This is a genomic window from Muricoccus harenae (assembly GCF_009848505.1).
In the GTDB taxonomy this organism is placed as follows: domain Bacteria; phylum Pseudomonadota; class Alphaproteobacteria; order Acetobacterales; family Acetobacteraceae; genus Roseomonas; species Roseomonas harenae.
In genome coordinates this window covers 77,213-92,378 of the sequence record NZ_WWDL01000017.1, presented here as the reverse complement: position 1 = coordinate 92,378, position 15,166 = coordinate 77,213, and the positions used below count along the sequence as shown (strand labels likewise).

Below are 15,166 nucleotides of genomic sequence, written 5' to 3'. Positions count from 1 at the left end.
CTTGCGTCAGGCGTCGGTCAGCGCATGCGGGGCCGCGGCGGGGCGGCCGGCCAGGGCCGCGAGAGCGGAAGGACGCGCGGCCAGCATCGCGGCGCGGGCCGCCTGCAGGCGTTCCGCCGCCCGTGCCGTTAGCGGCGGGCAGTCACGCAACAGGGCGGCAGTATCGGCTGCCACGCCGTTGCAGTGGAGGACGAGGTCGCAGCCTGCCGTAAGAGAGGCGGCGGCCAGGTTGCCCGGGAAGGCCGCGAGTGCGCCCATGGTCAGGTCGTCCGAGACCAGCACGCCGTCAAAGCCGATCTCGCCCCGGATCGTGCCGTCGACCAGGCGGGGGGAAAGGGTCGCGGGAAGCTCGGGGTCCAGCGCGGCATAGGTGATATGGGCGGTCATCGCCCAGAGATGCCGCCCGGCATCGCGGGCGCAGACGGCCCTGAAGGGGGCGATGTCGACGGCCAGCGTCGCGGCATTGGCCTCGACGCGCGGTAAGGATTCGTGGCTGTCGGCCGTCGCGCGGCCATGGCCGGGGATATGCTTGATCACCGGGATACAGCCGGCGGCCATCAGCCCATCGATCCAGGCTTCGCCGAGTCGGGCGATTTCCGATGGATCTGCCGAGAAGGCGCGGTCGCCGATCACGTCATGCGCGCCGGGCAGGCGCAGGTCGAGCACCGGGGCGCAGACCACGTCCAGCCCCATGGCGGCGCATTCGGCACCCAACAGGGCGGCGTTGGCGGCGGCACGGGCGGCGGGCGCCCCCTCGAAGGTGTTCGCAGGCGGGAAGGCGGGCCAATGCGGCGGGCGCAGGCGGGCGACGCGGCCGCCCTCCTGGTCAACCAGGATGGGCGCTTCCTCGCCCAGTTCCTCGCGGATCGCGGCGGTCAGGGCGCGGAGCTGGGCGGGATCCTGCACGTTGCGACGGAAGAGGATCACGCCGGCGGGCGGCGTCGCGCGCAGGATCGCCGCCTCCTCTGCCGTGATCGAAAGACCGGCGAGCCCCGTGACAGCGGCGCGGATGGTCATCCGCCGATCACGGCGCAGGGCGCGCCCTTGGACTTGGCGGAGTCGCATAGCCCGCGCGCCGCGGCCGCATCGGGCAGCCCGCTGGTACGAATGCGCCAGAGCGGCGGCTGGTCGCCCCGGTCCACGCGGGTGATCTGCGGCTGACGGCCCGCAAGCTCCGGGATGCGGCCCTGCAGCCGGGTCCATTCGCCACGCGCCGCCTCCTCCGAGGTCACGGCGCCAAGTTGCACCACGAACCGCCCGGTGCGCGCTGGCACAGCTGGGCTTGGCGCATTCGCCGGCATGGGCGGCGGCGAGATAGCCGGAACCTGCGGCTGCTCCTGTTGCGCCTGATGTTGCTCAGCCGGCGCGGGACTGCGCCCCGGTTGCTGCTGTCCAAGGCTCGGATTGACGAGGGGCGGCCGCACCGGGCCGCTATCGGCCTGGGCGGCAGGAGCTGCCGCTGGCGGTGTGGGTGCGGCGGCCTGCTGCGCCCGGGCGGCGGCCTGGCGCAGGGCGGCCAGATCGGGGCGTTCAGGCTCCGGCGTCAACCGCGCTTGCGGCGGCGTGGAACCAGCCTGGCTGCGCCGCTGGCTTTCGAAGATCCGCTCGTCCTGATTGGCCACGCGCAGCCCGCCGGGATCGTCCGGCTTCACCCGGATCGGGCGCGCATCGGCCTCGATAGTCGGCACGCTGCTGTTCATGGCGCGCGTGACGCTCCAGACGATGCCGCCGCCGACCGCCGCCACGCCGACCACCGCCCCCGCGATGGCCAGCATGCGCCAGGGCAACTGGAAGCCCGCCCGCTGCGGGCGGACGCGATAGCTCGGTACCGTAAAATCGCTCACCGCATCTCCTCGACGGGTGTCACCCCCATCACCGCGAGTCCTGAGCGGATGACCATGGCCGTGGCCGCCACAAGGGCAAGCCTCGCGCGCGTGGCCTCCGGTTCCCCATCCCGGATGAAACGCAAGGTCGCGTCCTCGCGCCCCCGGTTCCACAGTAGATGAAAGTCGGCGGCCAAGTCATGGAGAAAGAACGCGATCCGGTGCGGCTCCCGCGCGAGGGCCGCACCTTCCACCGTGCGCGGCCAAGCGGAGAGGCGGCGGATGAGCGTCATCTCGGCCGGATCGGTCAGTGCCTCCAGCGGCGCCGCCGCCAGATCGGCCGGCGCGGGGTCCTGCACCTGGCGCAGCACACTCCGGCAGCGGGCATGCGCGTACTGGACATAGAAGACCGGATTGTCGCGCGACTGCTGGACCACGGCGTCGAGGTCGAACTCCATCTGCGCGTCGGATTTGCGCGTCAGCATGGTGAAGCGCACGGCGTCGCGCCCCACCTCGTCGATCAGGTCGCGGAGGGTGACATAGGTGCCGGCGCGCTTGGACATGCGCACAGGCTGGCCGCCCTTCACCACCTTCACGATCTGCGTCAGCACTACATCCAGCGGCACCGGCCGGTCGACGGAGATCGCGGCGACGGCGGCTTTCATGCGCGGCACGTAGCCGCCATGATCCGCCCCCCAGACCTGCACCAGCTCATCGAAGCCGCGCGCGATCTTGTCGGCATGGTTGCCGATGTCATTAGCGAAATAGGTGTTGCTGCCGTCGCTCTTGCGCAGCGGGCGATCCACGTCGTCGCCGAATTCGGTGGAGCGGAACAGCGTCTGCTCGCGCGGCTCCCAGTCATCCGGAAGCTTGCCCTTGGGTGGCTCCAGCACGCCTTCATAGACGAGGCCGCGCGCGGCGAGATCGGCAATGGCGCGATCGGCGGCGCCGCTCTTCACCAACTCGGCCTCGCTGATGAAGACATCGTGCCGCACGCCGAGCGCCGCGAGATCTTCGCGGATCTCGGCCATCATCGCATCCACCGTGAAGTCGCGAACGGTGTCGAGCCAGAGGGATGGATCGGCCGGCCTCGCGCCCGGCGCGAGCGCGTCGCCGTACTTCTCCTTCAGCGCATGGCCAACCGGCAGAAGATATTCGCCGCGATACTGCAGGCCACCCGGAACGCCCTCGGAAAACTGTTCCTCCGTCAGCGGAGTGCCGAGCGCCTCAAGGTAGCGCCAATAGGCTGCCCAGCCGAGCGCCTGCACCTGCGCGCCGGCGTCGTTGATGTAGTACTCCTTCGTGACGCTCCAGCCGGCCTTGGTAAGAAGGTTTGCCAGCGCATCGCCCACCACGGCGCCGCGGCAATGGCCGACATGCATCGGACCGGTCGGATTCGCGGAGACGTACTCCACATCCACCTTGCGGCCGCCGCCCGTGGTGCCATTGCCGAAGGACTCGCCGGCCCGAAGGATCACCGGCACCTGCGCGCGCAGCAGCGACTCCTCCAGGCGCAAATTCACGAAACCCGGCCCCGCCGGAGCGGCACTCGCGATACCGTCCCGCGCGGCCAGACGCTCCGCCAGTGCCTGCGCCACCTTCTGCGGCGGCTGGCGCGCGGGCTTGGACACCACCAGCGCCGCGTTCGTCGCCATGTCGCCATGGGACGCATCGCGCGGCGGCTCTATCAGCACCCTTGCCAGCAGCTCCTCGGGCAGGTCGGGCAGAAGCTCGCGGAGCTCGGTCACGACCGCGTCGCGGATCGTGCGGAAGATGTCATCATTCATGTCGTGCTCAGCCGGGAATGTTGGGGTCCGTCAGGCGACGGTGCTCTTCAAGGGCGAACTTGTCGGTCATGCCGGCCAGCCAGTCGCAGACGGCGCGCGCCGCCGAGGCCGAGCCCGGCTCCCCGGCCCGCGCCGACCAGGCGGGCGGCAGCATGTCGGGCTGGCCGTGCAGCAGGGCGAACATCACCTGCAGCACACGCTTGGACTTCAGCGAGGTGCGGTTGACGCGCCAGTGGCGATACATGCGGCCGAACAGGAAGTCGCGCGTCTCCTGGTTCAGCGCGCGCATGCGGTCGGAGAAGAAGACCACCGGCTGCGTCGCCTTGCGGATATCCGATACGTCCTTCGGCTTCAGCAGCGCGATGCGGCGGCGCGTCTCCTCCACCACATCGGTGATCATCAGGTTGATCACGCGGCGGATGATCTCGCTGCCGATCCGGTCGGCGGGGACATCGGCCGGGAGGACGGCCATGGCCTGGTCGCGCGCCATGGCGACGAGCGGCAGGTTGCAGGCCTCCTCCAGCGTGAAGAGACCGGCGCGAAGGCCGTCATCGAGGTCATGGTTGTTGTAGGCGATGTCGTCCGCGATGGCGGCAGCCTGAGCCTCGGCGCTGGCATGGCAATGCAGTTCGAGGTCGTGCCGGGCGGAATACTCGGCAATATAGGGCGGCGGGCGGCGCAGCGGGCCATTGTGCTTGGCCAGCCCCTCGAGCGTCTCCCAAGTCAGGTTGAGGCCGTCGAAGCCCGCGTAACGGTGCTCCAGCAGGGTCACCGCCTTCAGCGACTGGGCATTGTGGTCATAGCCGCCCCAGGCCCGCATCACCCCGTTCAGCGCCTCCTCGCCGGCATGGCCGAAGGGGGGGTGGCCGAGGTCATGGGCCAGTGCCAGGGCTTCGGCGAGATCCTCGTCCAGATGCAGCTGCCGGGCGAGGGAGCGGGCGATCTGCGCCACCTCGATCGAATGGGTCAGCCGGGTCCGGAAGGCGTCGCCCTCATGATAGACGAAGACCTGAGTCTTGTACTGAAGCCGGCGGAAGGCGGTGCAATGGATGATCCGGTCCCGATCCCGCTGATAGGGCGAGCGACCGCCGCCCGAGTCCTCAGGGTACAGCCGCCCGCGAGAACGGCCGGGCTGTACCGCCCAGGGGGCCAGCTCATGCGGCGGGCGTGCCATGCCCCCCGCCATGGGGGGCAGGCCATCCGTCGCGGCGGGGGTGGTCGAGGGGTCATCCATGGCGTGGCCGGGCCGTAGCACCCGGCCTGCGGCAGCGGCAAGGCTGGCGCGCGTTGGAGAATGCGACGCCACACCCTATCTTCCCTGGCGACACGCCCTTCGCACGAGGTTCCCCATGCCGGATGGCAGCTCCCTTCCCGCTCCCTTCTCGGTCACCCCCGCCGCCCTTGCGCAGGTGGCGGAGATCGCGGTGGCGCAGGGCCGCCCGGATGCCGGGCTGCGCCTCGGCGTCGAGGCCGGCGGCTGTTCCGGCTTCCAGTACAAGTTCGACCTGGTCGATGCGCCGGAGCCGGATGACCTGGTGGTCGAAGGCCGGGTCTTCATTGATCCGGTCTCGCTGGACCTGCTGCGGGGGGCAGAACTGCACTGGGCGGATGAGTTGATCGGCGCTCATTTCGTCGTGCGGAACCCAGTGGCGGTTTCCGGCTGCGGCTGCGGCGTTTCCTTCTCGGTCGGCTGATCGCTCCCTTGCGCCTCTGCACCTTCAACGTGAATTCGGGCCGCAAGCGGATGCCGCATCTGCGGCGCCTGCTGGAGCGGCATTCGCCCGACCTCGTCTTCCTTCAGGAACTGAAGTGCAAGACCGAGGAATTTCCGGGCATGGAGGTGGCCGACCTCGGCTACCGCGCCCATGCCGTGGGCCAGCATGGCGGGCGCAATGGCGTCGCGGTGATCGCCCGCATTCCCTTCGAGGTGGTGGACGAGGCCCTGCCCGGCGGGGACGAGGATACCCATGCCCGCTTCATCGAGGTGAAGGCCGAGGGCATGAACATCGCCGGCATCTACCTGCCCAACGGCAATTCCGGCGGCGCGGATGGCTATGCCTACAAGCTTGCCTGGATGGAGCGCCTGCGGATGCGGGTGGCGGAGCGGCTGGATTCCTTCACCCCTTACGCCGTGCTGGGCGACTTCAACGTCTGCCCGACCGATGAGGACCTCGCGCCGGGCGCCCTGCCCCCGACCGATGCGCTGGTGCGGCCGGAAACGCGGGCTGCTTTCCGTGCCATCACGCATCTCGGCATGACCGACGCGCTGCGCGCATTGCATCCCAAGGACGCGCCCTGGACCTACTGGGACTATGGCGCTTCCTTCGAAGCCAACCGGGGCCTGCGGATCGACCACGCGTTGCTGAGCGCGGAGCTGGCGGAGCGGCTGACTGGCGCCTCGGTGGATCTGGTGGCGCGGTCCGAGGAAAGCCCCTCGGACCACGCGCCTGTGCTCTTCGACCTGGCGGCTTAGGCCCGCTCAGCGGCGGGCGAAGGTGAGGACCAGCACGTCCCGGTGACCGGGGCGCGCCGGGTCCAGCGGGTGGATCGGGGTGACGCCATGCATCACCCGGCGGTCGTCCAGCAGCACCGCGTCGCAGGGGGATGAGAGGGTGAAGCTTGCCTCCTGGCGCCCGTCGATCTGGATGCCGGTGACGCCGCCCTCGACATTCTCCCGCCCGACCATCATCACCATCACATAGTCCACCCCGTCCGCATGCATCCCCTCGGGGGTGGGCCGTCCGGCCTCGTCCGGCCGGGCCTCGATACGGAACTGGTGCACCTCGACATGCCAGGCGGCGCCCGGCGCCAGTTCCTCGAAGACGCCGCGGGCGCCGGCGAGCAGGGCGGTCAGGGCTGGCCCCTCGCCCGTCTCCGGCGCGACGGGCTCGAACCAGCGCTCGATGCCGCCGTTCAGCTGGTTATAGGCCCGCGCCTGGAAATGCGGCTGGTGCGGTCCGCGGACGAGCGGCCCGCCCGGAGCTGCGGCATAGACGGCATGGCGGCGAAGGCGGTAGCGACCGCCATCTGCCATGAAGCCGTCCGGGCGGAGGTCGTCCCAGCTTGCCGCGAAGCGCGCCCATTCGGCGCCTGAGAGGGCAGCGCCCGCCGGATCGAAGGCCGTGCGGGTCTCTGCGCCCGAGAGTGGGGCATAGCCGGTGGCGGCAATTGGGCAGGCGAGCGGGCTCATCGGCGGGCCTCCTCCATGACGCGTCGCATCTGGGCCACGGCGGCGGGAAGGCCCTCGAACAGCGCCTGCCCCATAAGGAAGTGGCCGATGTTCAGCTCCACCACCTCCGGCACGGCGGCCAACAAGGGGGCAGTGTCGTAGTCAAGGCCATGGCCCGCATGGCATTCCATCCCGAGGGACGCGACCTGCCGCGCCGCCGCCACCAGCCGCGCCAGCTCCCGGTTCCGTGCCACGCCGGGGGCTGCCTCGCAGAAGGTGCCGGTATGCAGTTCCACCGCCCGGGCCCCGAGGCGTGCGGCGGCCTCCAGCTGGCGCAGGTCCGGATCGAGGAAGAGGGAGACTCGGATCCCGGCGCCATTCAGCGCGGCGACGACCGGCGCCAGGGCCTCCGCCTGCCCGGCCGCGTCCAGCCCGCCCTCGGTGGTCAACTCGGCCCGCCGCTCCGGGACGAGGCAGCAGGCATGGGGGCGCAGGGCGGTCGCGATCGCCTGCATCTCGGCGGTCGCCGCCATTTCCAGGTTGATGGGCGCGGTCAGCGCCTCCCGCATGGCGTGGCAATCGGCGTCGCGGATGTGCCGGCGGTCCTCCCGCAGGTGGATCGTGATGCTGTCGGCACCATTCGCCAGGGCCAGGCGGGCGGCCGCCAGGGGATCCGGATGCGAGCCGCCACGGGCGTTGCGCAGGGTGGCGACGTGATCGACGTTTACGCCGAGGCGGATCGGGGTCATTCGGCGGCGGCCTTCGGATGGCGCCTCGCGGCCATGTCGGCTGCGAGGCGGAGGGCGGCAATCAGGCTGCCCGGGTCGGCGATGCCCTGGCCCGCAATGCCGAAGGCGGTACCATGGTCGGGCGAGGTCCGCACGATGGGTAGCCCCAGGGTGACGTTCACGCCGCCATCCATGTCCAGCGTCTTGATCGGGATCAGCGCCTGATCGTGGTAGAGGCAGAGGGCCGCATCATAGGTCTGGCGGGCGCGGGCGGTGAACATGGTGTCAGGGGGCAACGGGCCGAAGGCCTCCACCCCCTCGGCGCGCAGCGCTTCGATGGCCGGGACGACGAGGCGGGGCTCCTCGTCGCCCATCGCGCCGTCCTCCCCCGCATGGGGGTTGAGCCCGGCGACGGCGATGCGCGGCGCCGCGATGCCGAAGCCCTCGCGCAGCCCGCGGGCCAGAGCCAGCCCGGTGCGGATGATTTCGGCGGTCGTCAGTGTATCGAGCGCCCGGCGCAGCGAGACGTGGATGGTGACCGGCACCACCCGCAGCATGGGCGAGGCCAGCAGCATCACCGGCGGCTCCGCTGTGCCGGTCAGGGCGCCCAGGAACTCGGTATGGCCGGGGAAGGCGAAGCCAGTGCGGTAGAGCGTCGCCTTGCTGATCGGATTGGTGACCACCGCGCTGGCCCGGCCCGACTGCGCCAATGCCACCGCCCTTTCGATGGAGCCGAGCACGGCGGGAGCATTGGCGGGATCCGGCCGGCCCGGAATGCAGGGCGCAGGCAGGCGGATGGTCATCACCGGCAGGCAATTCGGGAAGACGGCGGCCGCCTCCTCGGGCCCGGCCACCTGGGCGATGGGAACCTCCCAGCCCAGCCGCGTGGCCAGCGCGGTCAGCCGCGAGGGATCGTCCAGCGCCACAAAGGCGGGCCCGTCCCGCCGCAGCCGCGCCCAGGCCGCCAGGGTCAGCTCCCCGCCGATGCCGGCGGGGTCTCCCATGGTCAGCGCAAGGGGCGGCCCGGGGGGCGGCGCGGTGCTCATGCCGGCGAGACTGGCACACCGCCGATCCGCGCCACATCCCATGCGCGGATCATGGCTGCCCCGTCCCCGTCAGATGTCGGCGTAGACGTGGGTCTCGGCGGCGCCACCCGGATGGGTCACGGCGCCAAGATGGGCCGGGCCGACCAGCTGCGCATACTTCCACAGCGCGCCGGCATTGTAGTCCGTGCCCCGCGGCCTCCAGGCCGCCTTCCGCTTCGCCATCTCTTCATCGGGGAGGTCTACATCGATCGTGCCCTTCTCCGCGTCGATGATGATGCGGTCGCCGTTCTGCAGCAGGGCGATGGGGCCGCCCACCGCAGCTTCCGGCCCCACATGGCCGATGCAGAACCCGCGGGTGGCGCCGGAGAAGCGGCCGTCCGTGATGAGCGCGACCTCCCCGCCCATGCCCTGGCCATACAGCGCGGCCGTGGTGGAGAGCATCTCGCGCATGCCGGGACCGCCCTTCGGGCCCTCGTAGCGGATAATGATGACGTCGCCCGGCTTGTAGGCGCGCTGGTCGACGGCGGCGAAGGCATCCTCCTCGCAGTCGAAGCACAGCGCCGTGCCCTCGAAGCGAAGCTCCTTCATGCCGGCGATCTTCACGATGGCTCCGTCCGGGGCGAGATTGCCCTTCAGCCCGACCACGCCGCCCGTCTCGGAGAGTGGGTTGGAGACCGGGCGGATCACGTCCTGGTCCTTGGGGAAGATCACCTCCCGGTGGTTCTCCGCCAGGGACTTGCCGGTCACGGTCATGCAGTCGCCATGCAGCAACCCTGCGTCGAGCAGCGCCTTCACGATGACCGGAATGCCGCCGATCTTATAGACATCGAAGGCCACGTAGCGGCCGCCCGGCTTCAGGTCGCCGATATAGGGCGCCTTGCGCATGATCTCGGCCACGTCCTGCAGCGTGAAGCTGATCCCCGCTTCATGCGCCATCGCGGGCAGGTGCAGCCCGGCATTGGTGGAGCCGCCCGTGGCGCCCACGATCAGCGCCGCGTTATAGAGCGACTCCTTGGTGACGATGTCGCGCGGGCGAATGTTCTTCCGCAGCAGCTCCATCACGGCCTTGCCGGATTCCACAGCCCACTTGTCGCGGTCCTCATAGGGCGCCGGGGCGCCGGCGGAGCCGGGGAGAGCAAGGCCGATCGCCTCAGACACGGTGGCCATGGTGTTGGCCGTGAACTGGCCGCCGCAGGCGCCGGCGCTCGGGCAGGCCACGCATTCCAGCGCGTGCAGGTCCTCGTCGGACATGTTGCCGGCGGCATGCATGCCCACGGCCTCGAACACGTCCACCACCGTCACGTCGCGGCCCTTATAGGTGCCGGGCAGGATGGAGCCGCCATACATGAACACGCTGGGCACGTTCAGGCGCAGCATGGCCATCATCATGCCGGGCAGCGACTTGTCGCAGCCGGCCAGCCCGACCATCGCGTCATAGCAATGGCCGCGCATGGTCAGCTCGACCGTATCCGCGATGGCGTCACGGCTGGCGAGAGAGGACTTCATGCCCTGGTGACCCATGGCAATGCCGTCGGTCACCGTAATGGTGGTGAATTCGCGCGGTGTGCCATGCGCCTGCTTCACGCCAGTCTTCACGCTCTGCGCCTGGCGGCTGAGCGCGATGTTGCAGGGCGCGGCCTCGTTCCAGCAGGTCGCCACGCCGATCAGCGGCTGGGCGATCTCCTCCTCGGTAAGGCCCATCGCATAGTAGTAGCTGCGGTGCGGGGCGCGCTCGGGGCCAACCGTCACGTGGCGGCTGGGAAGGCGGGACTTGTCCCAGGTGTTGTCCGGCATTGGCATTGTCCTCTCGGCCGGCGTGTATCGCGCAACAAACCGGCTGCGGCAACGGCGCTGGCGCGACGCAGGCGCGCGGGCCTCGGCCGGGCCTCGGAATGGGCATCGCCCCGGTGCGCTGGGCCTTGCCGCCGCTGGCTTCGGCGGCCCAACACAAGCATGTCAACGCGGCCCATTATGCCACCGGGGTAATATCCGGCACCGCCGCCCTGGGGCGGCGCATCCCTCGGAAGGACGCACGGATGCGCGCCAAATGCAGCCTGCTGGCCCTTCTGGTCGGCCTTCTCGGCAGTGGTGCGCTGGCCCAGGGCCCGACCCATTTTCTCGCCGGCGCGGAACTCGCCTCAGCGCTGCGGGGCGGTGGCCTCGTGCTTTATGTCAGGCACCCCGCGACGGAGAGCCACCAGGCGGATGCCGAGGAGATCGACTTCTCAAATTGCGGCACCCAGCGGAACCTGAGCGATGCCGGTCGGCGGACCGCCCGCGACATCGGGGCGGCTCTGCGCGACATGGGCGTAACCGTCGGGCGCATCGTGACGAGCGAGTACTGCCGCGCCCGAGAGGCAGCCCTGCTCATGGGGCTGTCCGGCGCGGAGGCAGACGGAGCGCTCAATGATGGCGGGCGGATGCTCGCGAAAGGACCGGCCTCGCCCCAGGCGGAGGCGCTCAGGACCATGCTGCGGACGGCGCCGGAGCCCGGGCGCGTAACGCTGATCGTGGCGCATCGGCCGAATATTGCGGATGCGGCCGGCCAGGCCTTCGCCGACATCACTGAGGCCGAAATCATCGCCTTCCAGCCCATTGCGGCAGCGCCGGGATTCCAGGCCATCGGCCGCATCCGCCCCACTGACTGGCCCGCGCTGCTGCAGGCCGGGCGGGGCTAGGGGCCAGCCCTCGCGCAAATCCTGCTATGCCGTTCGGGCGGCATCCGCCGCCCGGCGGCGCACCTCCTGCCAGATGCGCCACTCGCGCCGCGCATCGTCCAGCGCCCGGTGAGCGGGCGGACCCGCTCCCTCCTCCGCGCGGCGGGCCGCCTCCAGAACCTGCCCGGCCAGGCCTGTCCGGGCCTCGACCGGCACACCCAGGCGCTCGAGCTCTTCCAGGGCGGCGATGCGCTGCACGTCCTCCGTATCCCCGAGCCGCAGCGCATGCCGGGGCAGGCCGGCCGCACGGAGCAGGCGGCTGAGCCATTGCCCATCCCAGGAGGGCGCCGAGGCATAGAGGTCGTGCCCGGCCAGCACCTCGACCATGCGGCGGGCCACCGCCTCATGCGGCTCCCCCTCCCGTTCCAAACGGTCCCGGCTGAGGCCGTGGATCCGCTCGGCGGCCTCGTCCCACTCCTCCCATTCCGGGGCGGGGCGGATCAGATGGCCCTCCCCGCTCCCGTCTTCCGCGACCCAGCCGACCTCGATGGGAAAGCCGCGCTTGCCCAGGCTGCTGGCCTCGAAATCCAGGAAGACGATCACGCGATCAGCTCAGCACGCCCCCCGCCTCTTCCCGCGCAAGGTGCCCGTGCACCCGCGTGTCGTGCATCGACAGGGCCGAGAGAAGCGAGAGGATGCAGAAGCCGGAGACGTACCAGAAGAAGGTCGTCTCCATCCCCTGCGACTTGAACCACAGCGCCACGTATTCCGCCGTGCCGCCGAAGAGGCTGTTGGCGATGGCATAGCCCAGCCCCACGCCGAGCGCGCGGATCTCCGCCGGAAGGAACTCCGCCTTCACCACGCCGGAGATGGATGTGTAGAAGCCCGATGAGCCGCCCACGATGGCCCAGATGCGCCGACGGGTGTCCGCCCCCTCGGCATGGCGGGTGGGTGCGACCTGATCGGGCATGGGCAATCTCTGCGGGTCCGTGGCCTGGACAAGACGCGCCTCCGTGCACATCAAGACAGAAGCCGCGGACCCCGTCCGGGTTGCGTTCCACGCAACCCTCCGGCTTATCGGTAGACGATGTAGCGGATGATGTAGATCCCGCAGAGCAGCGTGCTGAGGACCACCCCGATCCTCACCGCCTGCTGGTCCGTGATCGGCGGCTCCCGGTTCAGCTTCGGAAGCCGCGACCGGCACCACAGGATGGGCACGGTCGCAAGCACGGTCAGGGCGAAGAAGTCGAAGAACCTCATGCCGCGATGCGGGCGATGGCCGCCGCCAGCCGCGCCGCCTCGGCCTCGGCGGCGGAAAGGCGCTCGCGTGTCTCCGTCACCACCTCCTCCTTGGCGCGGGTGGTGAAGTCGGGATTGGCCAGCTTGGTCGCGATCTTGCGCGCCTCGGCCTCGACCTTGGCATGCTCCTTCGCCAGGCGGGTGCGCTCGGCGGCGAGGTCCACCACCCCGGCGAGTGGCAGCATCACCGTCGCCTCGCCCACCACCGCCTGGGCCACGCCCTCGGGCGCCGGGCCTTCGAGCGGGGTCACCTCCGTGGCACGGGCCAGGCGCCGGATCGGGTCAATCCAGCGGGCGGCGCGGGCCAGCGACTCCGCGCTCGCGCCCTGCACCAGGAGCGGCACGGTGATGGAGGGGGGCACGTTCACCTCCGCGCGCACGGCGCGGACCTCGGAGATGAAGCCCACCAGCCAATTCAACTCCGCCCGGGCCTCTTCGGCCCCCATGACAGCGACGGGCTCCGGCCAAGGGGTGCGGATCAGGCTGCCCTCCGGCCCGTAGCCGAAGTGGTCCCACAGCTCCTCGGTCACATAGGGCATGACCGGATGGGCAAGGCGCAGAATAAGGCCGAGCACATGTTGGGCCGCCCCCTTCGCCTCGTCCTTTTCCGCTCCGTCGGGTCCCATCAGCGCAGGCTTCGCCAACTCCAGGAACCAGTCGCAGAAGCTGCCCCAGGTGAAGCGGTAGAGGACGGCCGCATAGTCATCGAGGCGGTAGGCCTCCAACGCAGAGGTCGCCTCGGCGACGGCCGCATTGCCGGCATCGATGATCCAGCGCGCGAGCGGGGTGGCGGCGGCCATCGGGCTGAAGGAGGCGTCCGGCGCGATGCCGTTCATCTCGCAGAAGCGGGCGGCGTTCCACAGCTTGGTGACGAAGGCGCGGTTGCTTTCCACCTTCTGCCGGCCAAGCCGCACGTCGCGCCCGGGGCCCGCGAAGGAGGCCAGGGTGAAGCGCAGGGCGTCGGCGCCATAGGCATCCGCCAGCTCCAGCGGATCCATGACATTGCCCTTGGACTTGGACATCTTCTGCCCGCGCTCGTCGCGCACGAGGCCGTGGATGTTCACCACCTTGAAGGGCACGTCGCCCATGAAGTGGATCCCCAGCATCATCATCCGGGCGACCCAGAAGAAGATGATGTCGAAGCCCGTCACCAGCACGTCGCCGGGATAGTAGCGCTCAAGCTCCGGCGTCTGGCGCGGCCAGCCCAGGGTCGAGAAGGGCCAGAGCCCGGAGCTGAACCAGGTGTCCAGCACGTCCGGATCGCGGGTGAGCGGCAGGTCCTGACCGTAATGTGCGCGGGCGGCGGCCTCGGCCTCGCCTTCAGTGCGCTCCACGAAGACCTGCCCGTCCGGCCCGTACCAGGCGGGAATCTGGTGGCCCCACCAGAGCTGACGGGAGACGCACCAGGGCTGGATGTCGCGCATCCAGGCGAAGAAAGTGTTCTCCCACTGCTTCGGCACGAACTGTGTGCGGCCCTGCTCCACCGCCTCGATGGCCGGCTTCGCGAGCGTCGCGGCATCGGCATACCACTGCCAGGTCAGGCGCGGCTCGATAGGCACTCCGGAGCGGTCGCCATGCGGCACGGCATGGGTGTGCGGCTCGATCTGCTCGATCAGCTCCAGCCTTTCGAGCTCGGCCAGCACGGCCTTGCGGGCCTCGAAGCGGTCCAGCCCGGCAAGGGAGGACAGCACCTCGGGCTCGGCAACGCCGGGGATGGCGCGGATTTCCGCCTCGATCTCGGCGAGGATGACGCGCCCCTCCGGGTCCAGCACAGTCGGCGAGGGCAGGTCGTGGCGGCGGGCAACCTCGAAGTCGTTGAAGTCATGGGCGGGGGTGATCTTCACCGCGCCCGAGCCTTTCTCCGGGTCCGAATACTCATCGGCCACCACGGGGATTCGGCGCCCGACTATCGGCAGGGTCACGAACTTGCCGATAAGGTCCTGGAAGCGCTCATCGCCGGGATTCACCGCCACGGCGGTGTCCCCCAGCATCGTCTCAGGACGGGTCGTCGCCACAACCAGGAAGCGGCCGGGCTGGCCCTCCACCGGGTAGCGCAGGTGCCAGAGATTGCCCTTCACCTCGCGGCTCTCGACCTCGAGGTCCGAAATAGCGGTTTGGAACTTCACGTCCCAGTTCACCAGCCGCCGATCGCGGTACATCAGGCCCTGGCGGTGCAGGGTCACGAAGACCTCCCGCACTGCCTCGGACAGGCCCTCGTCCATGGTGAAGCGCTCACGCGACCAGTCGAGGCTTGCGCCCATGCGGCGCAGCTGGCGGGTGATGGTGCCGCCGCTCTCGGCCTTCCATTGCCAGACGCGGTCGAGGAATGCCTCGCGGCCCATCTCGCGCCGGTCCTTGCCCTCGGAGGCGAGCAGGCGTTCCACCACCATCTGGGTGGCGATGCCGGCATGGTCCGTTCCGGGCTGCCACAGCGCGTCCCGGCCCTGCATCCGGCGGAAGCGGATCAGCGTGTCCTGGATGGTGACGTCCAGGGCGTGGCCGACATGCAGGCTGCCCGTGACATTGGGCGGCGGAATCATGATGGTGAAGGGCTTGGCGGCCGAGGCCGGGTTCGCCGTGAAGGCGCCGGCGCCTTCCCAGCCTTCGTACAGGCGCGGCTCAAAGCCGGCGGGCGAGAGCGTCTTGTCGAGCATGGG

The 15,166-nt window shown here is 70.1% G+C and carries 15 protein-coding genes; 3 read left to right on the top strand and 12 right to left on the bottom strand.

Going from position 1 to position 15,166, the window contains the following annotated elements; all coding sequences use genetic code 11:
- Positions 1–6: 6 nt before the first annotated feature.
- From nagZ to GSE44_RS13710, 4 genes are read right to left on the bottom strand one after another with little or no spacing between them, the layout of a single operon-like run.
- Positions 7–1,017, bottom strand: a complete 1,011-nt coding sequence (nagZ, locus tag GSE44_RS13725; protein ID WP_159349397.1) for a beta-N-acetylhexosaminidase — start codon at positions 1,015–1,017, stop codon at positions 7–9.
- Positions 1,014–1,844 (bottom strand): SPOR domain-containing protein, encoded by an 831-nt coding sequence (locus tag GSE44_RS13720; protein WP_159349396.1) that lies wholly within the window; start codon positions 1,842–1,844, stop codon positions 1,014–1,016. Before GSE44_RS13720 ends, nagZ begins: the two co-directional genes overlap by 4 nt.
- A complete protein-coding gene (gene argS / locus GSE44_RS13715; RefSeq protein WP_159349395.1) occupies positions 1,841–3,610 on the bottom strand; it encodes an arginine--tRNA ligase in 1,770 nt (589 codons plus the stop codon). Before argS ends, GSE44_RS13720 begins: the two co-directional genes overlap by 4 nt.
- 7 nt (positions 3,611–3,617) lie before the next feature.
- Positions 3,618–4,796, bottom strand: a complete 1,179-nt coding sequence (locus GSE44_RS13710; protein ID WP_408015108.1) for a deoxyguanosinetriphosphate triphosphohydrolase — start codon at positions 4,794–4,796, stop codon at positions 3,618–3,620.
- Positions 4,797–4,959: 163 nt separating this feature from the next.
- Between GSE44_RS13710 and GSE44_RS13705 the strand changes: the two genes are divergently transcribed.
- The gene (locus GSE44_RS13705) at positions 4,960–5,304 is read left to right on the top strand and encodes a HesB/IscA family protein (RefSeq protein WP_159349394.1); all 345 of its coding nucleotides are present in this window, start codon (positions 4,960–4,962) and stop codon (positions 5,302–5,304) included.
- An 8-nt stretch (positions 5,305–5,312) separates the two neighbouring features.
- The gene (locus tag GSE44_RS13700) at positions 5,313–6,083 is read left to right on the top strand and encodes an exodeoxyribonuclease III (RefSeq protein WP_159349393.1); all 771 of its coding nucleotides are present in this window, start codon (positions 5,313–5,315) and stop codon (positions 6,081–6,083) included.
- Between the two features lie 6 nt (positions 6,084–6,089).
- On the opposite strand, the gene GSE44_RS13695 is transcribed toward GSE44_RS13700, so the two are convergent.
- The 4 genes from GSE44_RS13695 to ilvD form a co-directional block, all read right to left on the bottom strand.
- Positions 6,090–6,800, bottom strand: a complete 711-nt coding sequence (locus GSE44_RS13695) for a 2OG-Fe dioxygenase family protein (RefSeq protein ID WP_159349392.1) — start codon at positions 6,798–6,800, stop codon at positions 6,090–6,092.
- Complete coding sequence (locus GSE44_RS13690) at positions 6,797–7,528, bottom strand: pyridoxine 5'-phosphate synthase (protein ID WP_159349391.1); 732 nt, start codon at positions 7,526–7,528, stop codon at positions 6,797–6,799. Before GSE44_RS13690 ends, GSE44_RS13695 begins: the two co-directional genes overlap by 4 nt.
- On the bottom strand, positions 7,525–8,553 hold the full coding sequence (gene pdxA / locus GSE44_RS13685; RefSeq protein WP_159349390.1) for a 4-hydroxythreonine-4-phosphate dehydrogenase PdxA: 1,029 nt from the start codon (positions 8,551–8,553) through the stop codon (positions 7,525–7,527). Before pdxA ends, GSE44_RS13690 begins: the two co-directional genes overlap by 4 nt.
- 69 nt (positions 8,554–8,622) lie before the next feature.
- Positions 8,623–10,347 carry a dihydroxy-acid dehydratase gene (ilvD, locus tag GSE44_RS13680; RefSeq protein WP_159349389.1) on the bottom strand — a complete coding sequence of 575 codons (1,725 nt, stop codon included), beginning with the start codon at positions 10,345–10,347 and terminating at the stop codon, positions 8,623–8,625.
- 98 nt (positions 10,348–10,445) lie between these two features.
- Between ilvD and GSE44_RS13675 the strand changes: the two genes are divergently transcribed.
- On the top strand, positions 10,446–11,231 hold the full coding sequence (locus tag GSE44_RS13675) for a histidine phosphatase family protein (RefSeq protein WP_159349388.1): 786 nt from the start codon (positions 10,446–10,448) through the stop codon (positions 11,229–11,231).
- A gap of 24 nt (positions 11,232–11,255) precedes the next feature.
- Here GSE44_RS13675 and GSE44_RS13670 read toward each other — a convergent pair whose 3' ends face one another.
- From GSE44_RS13670 to GSE44_RS13655, 4 genes are all read right to left on the bottom strand, one after another.
- The gene (locus GSE44_RS13670; RefSeq protein ID WP_159349387.1) at positions 11,256–11,813 is read right to left on the bottom strand and encodes a 3'-5' exonuclease; all 558 of its coding nucleotides are present in this window, start codon (positions 11,811–11,813) and stop codon (positions 11,256–11,258) included.
- 4 nt (positions 11,814–11,817) lie between these two features.
- The gene (locus GSE44_RS13665; RefSeq protein ID WP_328799078.1) at positions 11,818–12,180 is read right to left on the bottom strand and encodes a hypothetical protein; all 363 of its coding nucleotides are present in this window, start codon (positions 12,178–12,180) and stop codon (positions 11,818–11,820) included.
- Positions 12,181–12,284: 104 nt separating this feature from the next.
- The gene (locus GSE44_RS13660; protein ID WP_159349386.1) at positions 12,285–12,470 is read right to left on the bottom strand and encodes a hypothetical protein; all 186 of its coding nucleotides are present in this window, start codon (positions 12,468–12,470) and stop codon (positions 12,285–12,287) included.
- Positions 12,467–15,163, bottom strand: coding sequence for a valine--tRNA ligase (locus tag GSE44_RS13655; RefSeq protein ID WP_159349385.1), 2,697 nt, complete (start codon positions 15,161–15,163; stop codon positions 12,467–12,469). The genes GSE44_RS13660 and GSE44_RS13655 overlap by 4 nt, the downstream gene beginning before the upstream one ends.
- Positions 15,164–15,166 lie beyond the last annotated feature (3 nt).

What these genes read in the sequence shown, in the direction of transcription:
- GSE44_RS13705 (WP_159349394.1), top strand. Translation starts at nt 4,960, where the DNA reads ATGCCGGATGGCAGCTCCCTTCCCGCTCCCTTCTCGGTCACCCCCGCC.
- GSE44_RS13665 (WP_328799078.1), bottom strand. Translation starts at nt 12,180, where the DNA reads ATGCCCGATCAGGTCGCACCCACCCGCCATGCCGAGGGGGCGGACACC.
- GSE44_RS13690 (WP_159349391.1), bottom strand. Translation starts at nt 7,528, where the DNA reads ATGACCCCGATCCGCCTCGGCGTAAACGTCGATCACGTCGCCACCCTG.
- GSE44_RS13695 (WP_159349392.1), bottom strand. Translation starts at nt 6,800, where the DNA reads ATGAGCCCGCTCGCCTGCCCAATTGCCGCCACCGGCTATGCCCCACTC.
- GSE44_RS13710 (WP_408015108.1), bottom strand. Translation starts at nt 4,796, where the DNA reads ATGGCGGGGGGCATGGCACGCCCGCCGCATGAGCTGGCCCCCTGGGCG.
- GSE44_RS13660 (WP_159349386.1), bottom strand. Translation starts at nt 12,470, where the DNA reads ATGAGGTTCTTCGACTTCTTCGCCCTGACCGTGCTTGCGACCGTGCCC.
- nagZ (WP_159349397.1), bottom strand. Translation starts at nt 1,017, where the DNA reads ATGACCATCCGCGCCGCTGTCACGGGGCTCGCCGGTCTTTCGATCACG.
- GSE44_RS13655 (WP_159349385.1), bottom strand. Translation starts at nt 15,163, where the DNA reads ATGCTCGACAAGACGCTCTCGCCCGCCGGCTTTGAGCCGCGCCTGTAC.
- pdxA (WP_159349390.1), bottom strand. Translation starts at nt 8,553, where the DNA reads ATGAGCACCGCGCCGCCCCCCGGGCCGCCCCTTGCGCTGACCATGGGA.
- argS (WP_159349395.1), bottom strand. Translation starts at nt 3,610, where the DNA reads ATGAATGATGACATCTTCCGCACGATCCGCGACGCGGTCGTGACCGAG.
- ilvD (WP_159349389.1), bottom strand. Translation starts at nt 10,347, where the DNA reads ATGCCGGACAACACCTGGGACAAGTCCCGCCTTCCCAGCCGCCACGTG.
- GSE44_RS13675 (WP_159349388.1), top strand. Translation starts at nt 10,446, where the DNA reads ATGGGCATCGCCCCGGTGCGCTGGGCCTTGCCGCCGCTGGCTTCGGCG.